The organism is Rhodococcus sp. 14-2483-1-1, assembly GCF_002259335.1.
Lineage (GTDB): Bacteria > Actinomycetota > Actinomycetes > Mycobacteriales > Mycobacteriaceae > Rhodococcoides.
In genome coordinates, this window is record NZ_NPFX01000010.1 from 1 (window position 1) to 15,510 (window position 15,510).

14 protein-coding genes are annotated in these 15,510 nt (G+C 64.6%); 6 read left to right on the forward strand and 8 right to left on the reverse strand.

The features are described from left to right. Positions 1-126: 126 nt before the first annotated feature. On the reverse strand, positions 127-555 hold the full coding sequence (locus CH294_RS08090) for an SRPBCC family protein (RefSeq protein WP_032378553.1): 429 nt from the start codon (positions 553-555) through the stop codon (positions 127-129). A gap of 59 nt (positions 556-614) precedes the next feature. Here CH294_RS08090 and CH294_RS08095 point away from each other — a divergent pair, with 59 nt between their 5' ends. From CH294_RS08095 to CH294_RS08105, 3 genes are all read left to right on the forward strand, one after another. After that, positions 615-2,921, forward strand: a complete 2,307-nt coding sequence (locus CH294_RS08095; RefSeq protein ID WP_094737595.1) for an ATP-dependent DNA ligase — start codon at positions 615-617, stop codon at positions 2,919-2,921. Positions 2,922-3,154: 233 nt separating this feature from the next. Next, positions 3,155-4,369 (forward strand): lipase family protein, encoded by a 1,215-nt coding sequence (locus CH294_RS08100; RefSeq protein WP_032378555.1) that lies wholly within the window; start codon positions 3,155-3,157, stop codon positions 4,367-4,369. Between the two features lie 85 nt (positions 4,370-4,454). After that, positions 4,455-5,444: an iron-siderophore ABC transporter substrate-binding protein gene (locus CH294_RS08105; RefSeq protein ID WP_094608780.1), complete on the forward strand. Its 990-nt coding sequence runs from the start codon at positions 4,455-4,457 to the stop codon at positions 5,442-5,444. Here the strand turns inward: CH294_RS08105 and CH294_RS08110 are convergent. The 4 genes from CH294_RS08110 to CH294_RS08125 all read right to left on the reverse strand — a co-directional run bounded on the left by CH294_RS08110 (position 5,366) and on the right by CH294_RS08125 (position 11,372). Continuing rightward, the gene (locus CH294_RS08110; protein WP_170944641.1) at positions 5,366-7,324 is read right to left on the reverse strand and encodes an ABC transporter ATP-binding protein; all 1,959 of its coding nucleotides are present in this window, start codon (positions 7,322-7,324) and stop codon (positions 5,366-5,368) included. The genes CH294_RS08105 and CH294_RS08110 overlap by 79 nt on opposite strands. A 100-nt stretch (positions 7,325-7,424) precedes the next feature. Further along, on the reverse strand, positions 7,425-9,740 hold the full coding sequence (gene lon, locus CH294_RS08115) for an endopeptidase La (protein WP_037151758.1): 2,316 nt from the start codon (positions 9,738-9,740) through the stop codon (positions 7,425-7,427). Positions 9,741-9,860: 120 nt separating this feature from the next. Continuing rightward, on the reverse strand, positions 9,861-10,562 hold the full coding sequence (locus CH294_RS08120) for a type 1 glutamine amidotransferase domain-containing protein (RefSeq protein WP_037151761.1): 702 nt from the start codon (positions 10,560-10,562) through the stop codon (positions 9,861-9,863). A gap of 48 nt (positions 10,563-10,610) precedes the next feature. Beyond that, complete coding sequence (locus CH294_RS08125; protein WP_094737596.1) at positions 10,611-11,372, reverse strand: putative protein N(5)-glutamine methyltransferase; 762 nt, start codon at positions 11,370-11,372, stop codon at positions 10,611-10,613. 84 nt (positions 11,373-11,456) lie between these two features. Here CH294_RS08125 and CH294_RS08130 point away from each other — a divergent pair, with 84 nt between their 5' ends. Next, positions 11,457-11,840: an MmcQ/YjbR family DNA-binding protein gene (locus CH294_RS08130; RefSeq protein ID WP_094737597.1), complete on the forward strand. Its 384-nt coding sequence runs from the start codon at positions 11,457-11,459 to the stop codon at positions 11,838-11,840. 43 nt (positions 11,841-11,883) lie between these two features. Beyond that, entirely contained in the window at positions 11,884-12,693 is an 810-nt protein-coding gene (locus tag CH294_RS08135) for a pentapeptide repeat-containing protein (RefSeq protein WP_094737598.1), read from the forward strand. Positions 12,694-12,696: 3 nt separating this feature from the next. Here the strand turns inward: CH294_RS08135 and CH294_RS08140 are convergent, their stop codons facing one another. Continuing rightward, positions 12,697-12,906 carry a DNA-binding protein gene (locus tag CH294_RS08140; RefSeq protein WP_094737599.1) on the reverse strand — a complete coding sequence of 70 codons (210 nt, stop codon included), beginning with the start codon at positions 12,904-12,906 and terminating at the stop codon, positions 12,697-12,699. Positions 12,907-12,941: 35 nt separating this feature from the next. On the opposite strand from CH294_RS08140, the gene CH294_RS08145 reads away from it, so the two are divergent. After that, positions 12,942-13,829 (forward strand): oxidoreductase, encoded by an 888-nt coding sequence (locus CH294_RS08145; RefSeq protein WP_094703246.1) that lies wholly within the window; start codon positions 12,942-12,944, stop codon positions 13,827-13,829. Positions 13,830-13,845: 16 nt separating this feature from the next. Here CH294_RS08145 and CH294_RS08150 read toward each other — a convergent pair whose 3' ends face one another. Beyond that, the gene (locus CH294_RS08150) at positions 13,846-14,892 is read right to left on the reverse strand and encodes a glycerophosphodiester phosphodiesterase family protein (RefSeq protein ID WP_249305150.1); all 1,047 of its coding nucleotides are present in this window, start codon (positions 14,890-14,892) and stop codon (positions 13,846-13,848) included. Between the two features lie 29 nt (positions 14,893-14,921). Next, entirely contained in the window at positions 14,922-15,482 is a 561-nt protein-coding gene (locus CH294_RS08155; protein WP_094737601.1) for a TetR family transcriptional regulator, read from the reverse strand. Positions 15,483-15,510 lie beyond the last annotated feature (28 nt).

The window sequence follows — 15,510 nt, forward strand, 5'->3', positions numbered from 1 at the left end:
CCAGACAATCCCACGCCAGAGCCGGCCCCCACATCACATAAGCCCATACAAACAATCCAGCCCCGCACCGAGAACACGGTGCGGGGCTGGAAGAGGTTGTCGTGCAGCTACTTCAGCAAGGATCGGTCACTTCAACGCCGCCAGGTTCGCAACGGATTTCTTGACATCGGTGTCCAGAGCGCGCGCCACCACCGATCCCACTGGACCGAACAGCACACCCCCGCCGAATTTCGCGTCGAGCGTCAGCTCCGATCCGCCCTCGGCCTCACGCACATGGACGGTCAGCGAGATTCGCACCCCGCCCTTGCCGCGTCCGGACATCTCGATCAGCTTGGGCTCGTCGTATTGGGTGAAGGTCCAGTTGATCGTGTTCTTGAAGCCCTTCACCTTCACCAGCGACTCCACTTCGGTGCCCTTGCCGACCTTCTTCGGTGGTGGGCTGCACCACCCACCATGGATGGTCATCCACTCGTCGAAGCGGTCGAGCGCGGAAGCCTTGTCCCACGCGCCCTGCGGATTCTCGGGCATCTGTACCGAGACACTGATCGTCGCCATGAGATCGAGCCTGTCACAACTTGCCCGCAGGTTCTGACGTCGGCCACTAACCTGAGACGATGGCCACGCTCGAGATCGAAGGACGGAAGGTCTCCGTCACCAACCTCGACAAAGTGCTGTTCCCCGACACCGGCACCACCAAGGGCAACATCATCGAGTACTACGTTGCCGCCGCGCATGCGATGCTGCCGCACCTCGTCGGCCGCGCCGTGACCCGCAAACGTTGGCCGAACGGCGTCGACCAGTCCTCGTTCTTCGAGAAGAACCTCGCAGCATCGGCACCCGACTGGCTCGATCGCCGGTCGATGCAACATTCGGATCGCGTGGTCACCTACCCACTGTTCTCCACCGCAGCCGATCTGGCGTGGCTCGGCCAACAGGCAGCCATCGAAGCCCATGTGCCGCAGTGGCGATTCGACGGCACCGAGCCCGGCCCCGCCACCCGCATGGTCTTCGATCTCGATCCCGGTGATGACGTCGACCTCGCCCGATGCGCCGAAGTAGCCTGCGAGATAAGGGATCTGATCGGCGATATCGGCATGACGGCGTATCCCGTCACCAGCGGCAGCAAGGGAATTCACCTGTACGTTCCGCTCGAGAAGCCATTGTCGACGTCGGGCGCGTCCACCGTCGCCAAACGTGTTGCCACGCTGCTCGAAGAGCGCTCGCCGGATCGGGTGACCGCCACCATGGCAAAGGCGAAGCGCACCGGGAGAGTGTTCGTCGACTGGAGCCAGAACAACGGCAAGAAGACGACGGTGGCACCGTACTCACTCCGCGGGCGAGCACTCCCCACCGTCGCGGCACCTCGCACCTGGGACGAGCTGGAAGCGCCTGGCCTGCAACAGCTTCGGTTCGAGGAAGTGCTCGAGCGCCTCACCGATGTCGGCGATCTACTCGCCGACCTGGATCCCGCCGTGAACTCGGACGAGAAGCAACCCCAAAGCGGCACCACCACAGACAAACTCGACAAGTATCGCAGCATGCGGAGCGCCGACCGAACTCCCGAGCCGGTGCCCGAGACCGCCGAGCCGCAGGGCAACAACGACACCTTCGTCATCCAAGAGCATCATGCCCGACGCCTGCATTACGACTTCCGACTCGAACACGACGGCGTCCTGGTCTCGTGGGCCGTCCCCAAGAACATCCCGGACGATCCCAAGCAGAACCGGCTGGCGGTACACACCGAGGACCACCCACTCGAGTACGCGACGTTCTCCGGTCGGATACCGAAGGGCGAGTACGGCGGTGGCGACGTATCGATCTGGGACAGCGGAACCTACGAGCTCGAGAAATGGCGCGACGACGAAGTCATCGTCGTCCTGAACGGTTCGAAGGCCCGCGGCAGGTTCGCCCTGATTCGCACCAAGGGCAACCAGTGGCTGATGCATCTGATGAAGGACGCACCCAGCGCAACGAACGAGGGCGCGACAACCGAGAATCCCCCACCCAAGAACATCTCGCCGATGCTCGCCACCGCCGGCGACATTCTGGGTCTCGGCGACGACGAGTGGTCGTTCGAGGGCAAGTGGGACGGGTTCCGCATCGTCGCAGAACTCACGCACGGGTCCATGACGCTGCGCACCCGCAGCGGCAACGACTACACAGAGAAGTTCGGTGCGCTTCAATCTCTGGCGGACGACCTTTCCGACCACGACGCCGTCGTCGATGGAGAGGTCGTCGTGTTCGACGACAACGGCATCAGCAGCTTCGAGATGCTGCAGAACGCGAACCGTGACGACATCCGTTTCATCGCCTTCGATCTGCTCTACCTCGACGGCACCTCACTGCTGCGTAAGAAGTACTTCGATCGACGACGGCTGCTCGAGCTTCTCACCACCGGACTCGACTCGGTGCTGGTGCCTCCGCAACTGACCGGCTCCGCCGCGGATGCCGTCGCCGAAAGCCGAGAACGGGGGTGGGAGGGCGTCGTCGCCAAGCGAACCGACTCCGTCTACCAACCCGGCAAGCGCGCCCACACGTGGATCAAACACAAGAACTGGCGGACGCAGGAAGTCGTGATCGGTGGGTGGCGTCGGGGCCAGGGTCGTCGCGCGGGCGGGTTCGGCTCGTTGTTGATGGGGATCCCCGACGGCGACGGCCTCCGCTACGTGGGTCGCGTCGGGACCGGGTTCGACGATCGCGCACTCGACACTCTCGCCGCCCTTCTCACGCCTCTCGAGACGTCGGACAGTCCCTTCTCCTCGGCGCTGCCCACCGCCGACAGGAACGGTGCGGTGTGGGTGGAACCGACTCTCGTCGGCGAGGTCCGGTTCTACGAATCGACCGAATCGGGTCATCTACGGCATCCGAGTTGGCGCGGTCTGCGCCCCGACAAGGCACCCGACGACGTCGCTCCCGAATAGCGATACCGTCACGCCCGACACGACGTTCGGCACTTTCGAGAGAAACCGGCACGGAGACCGTTCTTCTGTTGCCATAGAATGTCCGAGTGCGTACCGTTCGTCCTATCGTTTCCGGGGGGAGCGTAACGAGTCACGCTCTAACAGCTATACCGATTTGCGGGCCGGCTCTACGGGGGCTTGCCGGATCATCGGAACGCGCGTCGTTTCGATTCAGGCACGGAGGGGTTTAACACATGCGGGTTCTCAAATTGGCAGGCGCTGCCGGAATGACGGCGGTAGCACTGCTGTGTTCGTCGGTCGTCGGCGCAGGTCAGGCGGCGGCGGAGCCACTGATGCCGACCCCCATCGCGGACGGGTTCGGTGCGCCGCCTGCGGATCTGGACGCCCTCCAACCGGGCGATGTGATCTCCAGCCGACCCATGCCCCCGCCGCCCGGATTCTTCGATATCGACGTGTGGCAGCTGAAGTTCCGCTCGACCGACTCGGCGGGTGATCCCATTGCTGCAATCAATACGATTATGGTTCCGCATAACAAAGCGCCCAACGGCCCATTGCTTTCTTACCAACACATCATCAATGCACTCGGTCTCGAATGTGCACCTTCACAAGCACTCTGGTCCAATGACCCCAATTTGGCGATTCGCGAGGCACCGGCACTGAACGCTGTCCTGCAGCGCGGCTGGACTGTCGTCATCGCCGATCACCTCGGACCGAGAAGCGCCTACGGTGCCGCCAAGCTCGGCGGGCAGATCGTGCTCGACAGCATTCGCGCCACTCAGCGCTTCGAGCCCATCCAGGTTCAGCAGAGCCCGGTTGCGTTGGCCGGCTACTCCGGCGGCGGCATGGCCACGGCATGGGCGGCGGCGTTGCAGAACGATTACGCACCCGAGCTGAACATCGTCGGCAGCGCGAACGGTGGCGCTCCGATGAACCTCGAGCGCATGGCCCGCGATCTCGGTTTCGCCCCGCACCCCATGTTCGGCCTCGCGTTTGCGGCCGCGCTCGGTATCGAACGCGAGTACCCCACCCGCATCCCGATCAGCTCTCAGCTCAACCCGGTGGGTAAGGAGATCGAGAGCAAGATCCAGAACGGGTGCACCAACGACATCATCGCTGCGGGCGCAGGCAAGAGTGCCATGGAGGTCGCCGGCACGCTGGACCTGATCAACAGCCCGGAGATGATCGCCGCCGTCAACGAGAACAGCGTCGAGTTGTATCCCGGAGTGCCGAAGGCCCCGTATTTCGAGTGGCACAGCCCCACCGACGCGTTGATCCCGGTCAGCGCAATCGACAACACGATCGCCCGATACTGCCGCGCCGGGGTGCTGGTGACCGAGGTCAAGGTGCCCAGCAACGATCACCTGACCGCTGCAGTGCTGGGCCTGCCGCAAGCCCTCGAATGGATCGACCAGCGATTCGCGGGTGTGCCTGCCACGACCAACTGCTGATCGCACCACCGACCTATGGCACGTGATCGAAGCCTCGATAGGTCGGTTAGGCTAACCTCGCTCAGTTACTGCGCGAGGAGATCACATGAAGAAGTCTGTCCAGCTCGTCGCCGCCGGTGCCTCAGTTCTGGCACTGGCGGTCGGCTGTTCGTCCGACAACACAACCGCCACATCCGGTGACTCCGGAAGCGAGGCGGGCTTTCCCGTCACCATCGAGCACCATTTCGGTGAGACGGTCGTCGACGCCGAGCCCACCCGCGTGGTGACGATCGGGTTCAACGAGCAGGACTTCACGCTCGCTCTCGGAGTCAAGCCTGTGGCGACGCGCGGCAACCTGAGCTACGACTACCGCCAGCGCCCGTGGGCCCAGGAGGCACTGGGCGGCACCGAGATTCCCGAGGTCGGCAGCACCGACCTCAACCTCGAACAGATCGCCGCGCAGGCACCCGATCTGATCCTCGGGCCGTACTCCTTCATCGATCAGGGCCAGTACGACCAGCTTTCGGGAATGGCTCCGACGATCGCCGACATCGGCGGCTACGACAACGTGCCCGCGGCAACCTGGCAAGAGGAGTTCGCGGTCGTCGGCAAAGCCCTCGGCAAGAGTCAGGAAGCACAGGACCAGACGGCCACGCTCGAGCAGAAGTTCGCCACCACCGAGGCCGAGAACCCCCAGTTCACCGGCAAGTCACTGTCTCTCGCGTTCGTCATGGACGACGGCAGCTACCTACTGCTCGGCAAAGACGACATCCGGGCGCTGTTCTTCACCGACCTCGGCTTCGAGATTCCCGACGCATCCGAGACGATAAGTCCCGAGAACCTCGGGCGTCTCGATACCGACGTACTCGTCATCGCCGGCCAGAGCCGCGAGCAACTCCAGGCGAACCCACTGATCGCGGCCCTCGACGTCGTGAAGCAGGATCGAACCGTCTACATCGGCTCGTTCAGCACGGATCTGCCTTCGGCTCTTGGCTATTCGAGCCCGCTGTCGCTGGACTACGCAATCGACGGATTCACTCCGATGCTCGCCGCGGCAACCGACGACGACCCGTCCACAGTGGTGCCGGCGCCCTGAAGTGCCTGGTCCGACCTGCCCGACTGAGCGAACTGCGTCCGATGCAGCTCCTCGTAGCGGCCTCCCGCCGCGAGGAGCTCGTCGTGCGTGCCTCGCTCGGCGATTCGCCCGTCCTCGATCACCAGGATCACGTCGGCTGCCCTGATGGTCGACAGTCGGTGCGCGATCACCACCGAGGTCTTCCCTTCCAACGCCTCGGCCAACGCCGCCTGCACCGCGGCCTCGGACGTGGAATCCAGTGACGCCGTGGCCTCGTCGAGAATGACGACCCGTGGCTGCGCGATCAGCAACCGCGCGATCGTCAGGCGCTGACGCTCACCACCGGAGAGCCGGTATCCACGCTCACCGACGACCGTGTCCAGGCCGTCGGGCAAGGAGCGTACGAGATCTGCGAGCCGCGCCCTCGACAGGGCATCCCACACTTCGTCGTCGGTGGCATCGGGCCTGGGCAACAACAGGTTGGACCGGATGCTCTCGTGGAACAGGTGACCGTCCTGGGTCACCATACCGACTGTGCCGCGGACTGATTCGGCCGTCAGATCTCGCACGTCGATACCGCCGAGGCGGACAGCGCCGCCGTCGACGTCGTACAGGCGGGCAATCATCTGGGCAATCGTGGACTTGCCGGCACCGGAGGTCCCGACCAACGCCACCATCTGGCCCGGCTCGGCGCGGAACGACACACCGTGCAGAACCTGTTCTCCGCCGCGCGAATCCAAGGTCGCCACCTCTTCCAGAGAGGCGAGCGAAACCTTGTCCGCCGAGGGGTACGCGAACCGGACATCGTCGAGTTCGACGGCCACCGGCCCCGCCGGCAGGGTCTTCGCATTGGGCTTGTCGGTGATGAGCGGAACGAGATCGAGCACCTCGAAGACCCGCTCGAAACTCACCAGTGCGCTCATCACCTCGACGCGCGCGCTCGCCAGCGCGGTCAGGGGAGAGTAGAGCCGCGCAAGCAGAAGTGACAGTGCCACAACCGAACCCGGGTCTAGTGACCCCCGGAGGGCATAGAAGCCGCCCAAGCCGTACACCACGGCCAGAGCCAGCGCCGAGACCAGCGTCAGTGCCGTCACGAACACCGTTTGCACCATGGCACTGCGAACGCCGATGTCGCGCACGCGCCGGGCGCGTACCGCGAACTCGACCGATTCCTGCTCGGGATGACCGAACAGCTTCACCAGCGTCGCGCCAGGAGCCGAGAATCGCTCGGTCATCTGCGTGCTCATCGCCGAATTATGCGCTGCCGCTTCACGCTGCAGCCGCGCGAGGCGTCGACCCATTCGTCGCGCGGGAAGCACGAACACCGGCAGCAGAATCAGTGCGAGAAGCGTGATCTGCCAGGAAATTCCGATCATGACCACCAACGTCAGCGCCAACGTCACCAGGTTGCTGACGACCCCGGACAGCGTGGTGCTGAATGCACGCTGCGCTCCGATCACGTCGTTGTTGAGCCGGCTCACCAGCGCACCGGTACGCGTTCGCGTGAAGAAGGCGATCGGCATGCGCTGGACGTGGTCGAACACCGCGGTCCGCAGATCCAGGATCAAGCTTTCGCCGATGTTCGCCGAGAGCCACCGATTGATCAGACCGACCACGGCGTCCACCAGAGCGATCGCCGCGATGGCGATTGCCAGCAGCACCACCACGCGCAGCTCGCGCCCGTCGACGATGGCGTTCACCACCCGGCCTGCCAGTACCGGCGTGGCCACCGCGAGAACAGCGGAGGCCACGCTCAGCACCAGGAACCCGCCGAGAGCGCGACGATGCGGTGCCGCGAACGTCAGGATCCTGCGGGCTGTCTCCTTCGAGAACGACGACTGGGTATCGGGCCTGTTCATCGACCGATACATCTGGTTCCAGGCGGTCATCTCCATATTCATGCCAGCACCCTCATGTCATCACCCTCATGTCGTCGATCTCATGTCATCACGGTAGAACCTCGACATAGCTCGAGGTCAAGCGCGGCTCCCGTCGCCACGATCAAGCCGCCGCGGACGCTGCCACCGGTTCTAGCGCCAGCGCCAGAATGTCGGCGACGTCGGTCATCGGACGGACGTCCAACGCTTCCAGCACTTCTGCGGGCACGTCGTCCAGATCCGGTTCGTTGCGAGCCGGAATGAACACCGTCTTCAGCCCCGCTCGTTGCGCAGCGAGCAACTTCTGCTTCACCCCGCCGATCGGCAGCACTCGACCGTTCAACGTGACCTCACCGGTCATGCCGACATCCGATCGCACCGGCCGTCCGGTGGCCATCGACACCAATGCCGTCACCATGGTCACGCCTGCCGACGGGCCGTCCTTCGGCACCGCGCCCGCCGGAACGTGCACGTGAATGCTGCGATCGAGCGATTCGGGCGTGACGCCGAATTGTGCTGCGTGCGAACGCACATAGGACAGCGCGATCTGCGCGGATTCCTTCATCACATCGCCCAACTGACCGGTGAGCTTCAATCCGGGATCGCCGTCGGTCGAGGCCGCCTCGATGAACAGCACATCGCCGCCGAGTCCGGTGACCGCCAGACCCGTTGCCACACCTGGCACTTCCGTTCGCTCGTGCGCCTCGGGCGTGAAGCGTGGACGACCGAGGTAGGTCACCAGATCCGGCTCGTCGATCTGCAGAACGTCGGCGGTACCCGCGAGTTTCGTCGCCACCTTACGTAGGGCCTTTGCCAACAACCGCTCCAGCTGCCGCACCCCGGGCTCGCGGGTGTAGTCGGCAGCGATCTTGCGCAGTGCGGCGTCGGTCACCGTCACCTCCTCGGACGTGACTGCAGCCCTGTCCATCTGACGGGGAAGCAGGTAGTTCCGTGCAATGACGACCTTGTCGTCCTCGGTGTATCCGTCGATGGTCACCAGTTCCATGCGATCGAGCAACGGGCCGGGAATCTGGTCGATCACATTGGCCGTGGCGAGGAACACCACGTCGGACAGGTCGAGATCCAGATCGAGGTAGTGATCACGGAACGTGTGGTTCTGCGCCGGGTCCAGCACCTCGAGCAGGGCGGCACTCGGGTCGCCGCGGTAGTCCGAACCGACCTTGTCGATCTCGTCCAGCAGTACAACGGGATTCATCGATCCCGCCTCACCGATGGCCCGCACGATTCGGCCCGGCAGTGCGCCGACGTAGGTGCGACGGTGCCCACGGATCTCGGCCTCGTCTCGAACTCCACCGAGAGCGACGCGCACGAAGGTACGGCCGAGCGCACGTGCGACGGACTCGCCGAGCGAGGTCTTGCCTACCCCGGGTGGGCCCGCGAGCACCATGACGGCACCGGATCCGCGCCCACCGACGGACTGCAGGCCACGTTCGGAGCGTCGCGCACGGACCGCCAGGTACTCCACGATCCGATCCTTCACATCGTCGAGTCCGTGATGATCCGCGTCGAGGACGGCACGCGCAGAATCGATGTCGGTGTTGTCGGTCGTGGTGTTGTTCCACGGTAGGTCGAGCACGGTGTCGAGCCAGGTACGGATCCAGCCCGATTCCGGACTCTGATCACTCGCGCGCTCCAGCTTGCCGACCTCGCGGAGCGCCTGTTCGCGCACCTTCTCGGGCAGATCGGCGGCCTCGACGCGGCCACGATAGTCGTCGGCACCGTCGGGCTCGTCCTCGCCGAGTTCCTTGCGAATGGCGGCCAGCTGCTGCCGGAGCAGAAATTCCTTCTGGGTCTTCTCCATCCCCTCGCGTACGTCGCCGGAGATCTTGTCGTTCACCTCGACCTCGGCGAGATGGGCCTTGGTCCACTCGATCAGCGAATCCAGACGCGTTGCCACATCCGGGGTTTCGAGAAGGTCACGCTTCTGCACGTCGGTGAGGTAGGACGCGTAACCGGCCGTGTCGGCGATGGCACTCGGATCCGTGAGCTTGTTGACCGAGTCGATCACCTGCCAGGCGTCTCGGCGTTGCAGCATCGCCACGACGAGCTGTTTGTATTCGGCCGCAAGGGCTTTGAGGTCATCACTGGCGGCCACGTCTGCGACGGTCTCGGCCTCGACCCACAGGGCGGCACCGGGACCGCTGACTCCGTGGCCGATGTGCGCGCGGCGCGTAGCCTTGATGACGGCGGCCGGTCGCCCGTCGGCCAGGCGGCCCATCTGCACGATCGTCGCGAGGACTCCGTACGCGGCATAGCGGTCTTCCAGACGGGGTGCGACGAGCAGCGTGCCGTCATTGCTCGCCTTCGCCGCATCGACGGCGGCGCGCGCGGCCTCGTCGAGTTCGACGGGCACCACCATTCCGGGCAGGACTATCGGGTCGGTCAGGAACAGTACGGGGACACGAACGGTTTCGGTCACTTCTCCTCCAAAGATTGAGCTATTGGGACTCAACTTCGAAAGCAGTAGTGATGTTCCCGCTGCTGGCCGGTGTTCTCCGTGGGCAGAACACCGGCCGCCACCGTCTTCACATCAGGGCGACTACTTCAGCGCGCTGACCAGCTTCTCCGCGAGCGGACGCGTCGAGGCCGGGTTCTGTCCGGTGTACAGGTTCCGGTCGACGACCACATGCGGCGACCATGCGTCGGCGTTCTCGAACTTCGCACCGTTCTCACGCAACCGGGTTTCCAGGAGCCACGGGGCCTTGTCTGCGAGCCCGGCCTGGGTCTCCTCCTCGTCGGTGAAGCCGGTGAGCTCGTACCCGTCGAACGCCCAGGATCCATCGGAACGCACGGCAGGAAGCAGGGCCGCCGGCGCGTGGCACACCGCGGAGACCACCTTGTCGGCGTCGAGGAAGTCGACCACCAGCGCGCCGAAGCTCTCGGACACGGCGAGATCCTCCATCGGTCCGTGACCGCCGGGAACGAACACGACATCGAAGTCCGACGCCTTCTGCTCCTCCAGAACTGCGGGGGAGGACAGAATGGACTCGATGGACGCGAGGTAGCTCTTCTGATCCGCCACCTTCTGCTCGTCACCGCCGTTGGCGTCGACCGCCAGGCTGCCCTCGTCGACGACCGGCGCCTTGCCGCCCGGTGTGGCTACCGTGACGTCCCATCCTGCGTCGACGAAGGTGCGGTGGGATTCGACGAGCTCTTCGGCCCAGTACCCGGTGGGGTGCTTGCTTCCGTCGTTCAATGTCCAGTGGTCGGCAGCGGTTACCGCGAACAGCAAAGTAGTCATGATCGACGCATGCCACCAAGACCCACTATCGAAACACGATGTGGATCACTACTCGCTTGTCGAACCGATCACCACAACGGCGTCGAACATCTCGGATTCGCTGATACTGGCTGCGAACCCAGCCTCGCGAACGGCCTCCAACGTCGAATTCGCCAGCAGGGCACTGGTTTCGATGAGCAGACTGCCCTGCGGAGCCAGCCACTCGTGGGCGTGCGCCGCTACCCGCCGATGGAGACGAGCACCGTCCACGCCGCCGTCGAGTGCGATGTGCGGCTCGTGAAGTCGCGCCTCTCTCGGCATCAGCCCGATCTCGCCCGTCGGGACGTACGGGGCGTTGACGACTATCGCGTCGAATCTGCCGTGCAGCTCCGGCGGCAGCGCGTCGAACAGGTCGCCGCGGTGCACCGTTCCTCCGACGGCCTCCAGGTTGCGTTCGGCGCACTCCACCGCCGCGGCGTCGACATCGGCTGCATGCAACTCGGTGACGCCCGGAACCGACAGGCCGATCGCACCGGAACCACAACACAGGTCGAGGAGCGTCGAAGGATGCAGTGCTGCAGCGCATTCGACGAGGAATTCGGTGCGGCGGCGGGGAACGAACACACCCGGTTCGACGGCGATGCGTCGACCACAGAACCACACCCACCCGACGACGTGCTCGAGCGGTTCACCGGCGACGCGTCGCCCCAGCAGGTGGGCGAGCTCTGCCGGGTTCGAGGCGGACTCGACGAGGATGCGTGCTTCCTCCTCGGCGAACACACACCCGGCAGCGCGCAGCGTGGACACCACGTCGTCGAACCCTGGTTCCAACGCGCTCGACCTCCTGGATTGCTGTGCGTCCAGCTACCCCGCTGAAATACTGTAGCCCGGTATGTCGCAGTGAAGGAGAGGGCGATGAGCTGGGATGCCACAGTCCGTCGAATGTGCTTGGCGCTGCCCGAGACGTACGAGGAACGGGCCTGGGTCGGTGAGCGCTGGCGAATACGCGGTCGCACGTTTGCCCACCTGCTCGAGATTCGCGACGGTACTCCGCCGGCATTCGCGAAGGCCGCAGGCACCGACGGCCCAGCCCATGTCCTCATCTTCCGTTCTCGCGGAATCGAACTCGACGCATTGTCGAAGCGGGACGGCTTCTTCGCTCCGGGTTGGGGACCCGAGATCATCGGCATGAAACTCGACGGCTCCGTGGACCGCGTAGAACTCGGCGAGCTGATCACCGAGAGTTATTGCAACCGGGCACCGAAGAAGCTCGTCGCATTACTCGATCTACCCGAGTGAATCTCGTTTGACGCTGACGCACGCCGAGGGACACAGTGGACGCATGGCTGCCCCGAGCGAGAACTTGCTGGCCGATTGCGGCAGTTGTTTCGGGCTCTGTTGCGTCGCTCTGCCCTTCGCGAAGTCATCGGATTTCGCAATGGACAAGGCCGCAGGGGAGCCATGCCGCAACCTCCTGGAGGACTCGCGGTGCGGCATTCACTCGTCGCTCCGGGAGAAGGGTTTTCCCGGGTGCACGGTGTACGACTGCTTCGGTGCGGGCCAGAAGGTGTCGCAATCCACGTTCGAGGGACGGGACTGGCGGCAGCAGCCGTCGAACGCGTCGGAGATGTTCGCGGTCTTTCCGGTGATGCGTGATCTGCACGAACTACTCTGGTATCTGGCGGATGCACGTGGTCGGACATCGACCGAAAGCCTGCACACCCGGATCGCCGGCGAGTACGACGAGCTGGATGCGCTCACGTCGGCGACTCCCGAGATCCTGATGTCGGTCGACATCTCCGTCCTGCGCTCGCGAATCAACGACGTGCTGCTCGATGCCGGCGACCAGGTGCGCGCCGAGGTCGTGGGCAAGAAGACGAACTACCGCGGACGCGACATGATCGGCGCGAAGCTTGCCGGTGCCGATCTGCGCGGCGCGAGCTTGCGCGGCACCTACCTCATCGGAGCCGACCTGCGCGGGGCCGACCTGCGACTGGCGGACGTGATCGGTGCGGATCTTCGCGGTGCCGACCTCAGAGGCGCAGACCTGCGCGGCAGCATCTATGCCACGCAGTTCCAGATCAACGCCGCACGGGGTGACCGAGCAACACGGCTACCCGAATCCCTGACCCGTCCGAGTCACTGGGCCTGACCATCAGCCGAGTGATCTACCGGTCTGCTCCAATGCTGCTTGGACGACCGTGAGCGCCTTCGGACCTACACCGTGCAGTTTTCTCAACTCGGCCGCCGACACACCTGCGAGGTCGTCCAGGCACAGGTAGCCCGCCGCGCGGAACGCCCGAGACGCAGGATTTCCGGTCCCCTTCGGAAAGGCCGGATGTTCACCGCTTTCTGCTGTGCTCACGGGCGCATCCTAAAGCAGACCGGTAGCCTGACGCCGTGCCTGAAACCAAGCAGAGACGCGTTGTCATCACCGGAGCGAACACCGGTATCGGCTATTTCACCGCCTTGGAGTTCGCGAACCGTGGCGACCACGTGACGCTCGCCTGCCGTAACCAGGAAAAAGCCGAGTCCGCAGCCGCGAAGATCCGAGCGGAGGCACCGAACGGAACCGTCGACACGGCGAACCTGAATCTCGCCGACCTGGCCTCGGTGCGGGAATATGCCGCGTCGGCTCCCGAGTCGATCGACGTACTGATCAACAACGCAGGCGTCATGATGCCGGCCTCGCGGACCGAGACCGAGGACGGATTCGAGCTTCAGCTCGGCACCAATCACCTCGGCCACTTCGCCCTGACCGGCCTGCTGTTTCCCAAGCTCGCCGACGACGCGAAGATCACCACCATCGCGTCCGTCGCGCACCGTCAGCGCCCCAAGCTCGACTTCGACAATCTTCAGCTCGAGCGGGGCTACAGCGCTCAGCGTGGGTACGCGAACTCCAAGCTCGCGAACATCTTGTTCGCGCTGGAATTGCAGCGTCGGATCGACAAGGCCGGCTCCAAAGTGACCAGCAATGCTGCGCACCCAGGCATCTCCTCGACCGAGCTGTACTCGAGCCCGGACGGCTTGGGCAGCAACAAGATCCTGGCGGCACTGGCACCCATCGGACTGAAGTTCATCTCGCAATCCGCCCGTGCCGGAGCACTTCCCACGATCTATGCCGTCGACGTCGCAGGCGGCGGCACCTACAGCGGCCCCACATCGCTGTTCGAGTCACGCGGCAAGCCGGGCCCGGCGTCGATGACTCGCATGGCGCAGGATCCCGCACTCGCGGCAAAGCTGTGGGACGTCAGCGAGAAGTTGACCGGAGTCGGCTACCCGCTCTGATCCTCCAGCCGCGCCGTTACCGCGCGGGTTCGGGCAGCGGAAGTCCGCGCTCGCTCATGACAGTGCGTACGCGGTCGGAATAGTCGGTGATCAGACCGTCGACGCCCAGGTCCATCAAGGCACGCATCGTGTCGGGGTCGTCGACTGTCCACGGGATCACCCGGATTCCGTGGTCGTGGGCTGAATCGACCATTGCCTGGGTGACGAAGAGCTCGAAGTCTGGGTCGCCGACCTTGCCGCTCTGCGGGTTTCCCTGCACCGGCGAGTAGGCGGACGCTCCGAACGAGTCGATCGCGGCAATCGCGTCCCCACCGAAATCGTCGATGTCGATTCCGCCGAGCCAGGGTGACGAGCCCTCCTGGCCCACCTGCAAGAAGTCACCGTTGGTCAGCGCAACCACCGGCACCTCGGGCGCGGCGTCTCGGACCAGTTTCAGCGCGCCCCAGTCGAAGCTCTGCACAGTGATCCGGTCCAGCATGTCTGCTTCCCTGATCGTCCCCAGCACTGTGTCGACGAACTGCTCGCGTGGAGCGGTTTCGGTAGGGCTGCCTGCCTCGACCTTGGTTTCGACGTTCAGCTTCACGTCCGGCGCGTCGACCGACTTCACCAGATCCAGCACCTCGGTGAGCGTCGGCATGCGAGCACCGGGCACGCGTCGTTGCTCCGGGTAGTCCGCGAGCGGCAACGCACCGCAATCCAGTGTGCGGATCTGCGCGAGAGTCAGTGTGTTGACGAACTTTCCGACGTACGGAAAGTCCGGGTCTCCCGGCATGGATGCACCGGTGTCGATGCACTTCTTGTCGGACACCTTGCGGTCATGCGTGACGATCGCGACGCCGTCCTCGGTGATCTGCGTGTCCAATTCGAGGGTGTTCACCCCCAGTTGCAATGCGTTGCCGAACGATTCGATCGTGCTCTCGGTGACCAAGCCGAGACCGCCGCGGTGCGCCTGCAGGTCGAACGAGCCGAGTGGCGCCGCGCCACCTTCCGTCAATGCCGGGTCTGCGGTCGATTCGGTTCCGCACCCGGCCAGAACCAGAGCCGAAACGCATGACACAGCCATGTATCTACCGAATCGCATGGTCGGCGAGACTACGGGAGGTCGGTGTCCATCGAGTTCCCGCGCAGTGAACGCCCGGCACCCGCGAGGTAGACCGCGATCGGCAGTCTCAGCGCTGCAATGTCTTTCGATGTCCGACGACCGAACACCACGTCGGCAATCAAGCCCTCGCACAGCGAGACGAGTCCGTCGCCGTGGGCGGGTTCCTCGAACAGCTCCCGGGCCAGTTCGAGCGAAAAGAACGAGCGCGCCAGAACGTCTCGAACATCCTGCGCAACAGCAGGATCGAGCATCAGCGCGTAACGAGCCCGCAGCTCGGTCATGCGATGGGTGAGCGCACCGTGGAGATACTGCCCTACCACCGTGGCCACATCGGTCTCGTTGTCGGCAATGTCCACGAACGACGCATGTGACATCTCGACCAGTCTGGCGGCCACCGCAGCGAGCAGGTCGGACTTGGTGCGGAAGTAGTACGAGGTGGACCCGGCCGGGTAGTCGAGCGTCGAGTCGATCGCGCGGTGGGTCAGCGCGCGCAGACCGTCGCGAGCAACGACGACGAGCGCTGCGTCGGCGATGGCGGTTCGGCGATCCATGGGCGTGAGCCTACACACTCCCTCTACA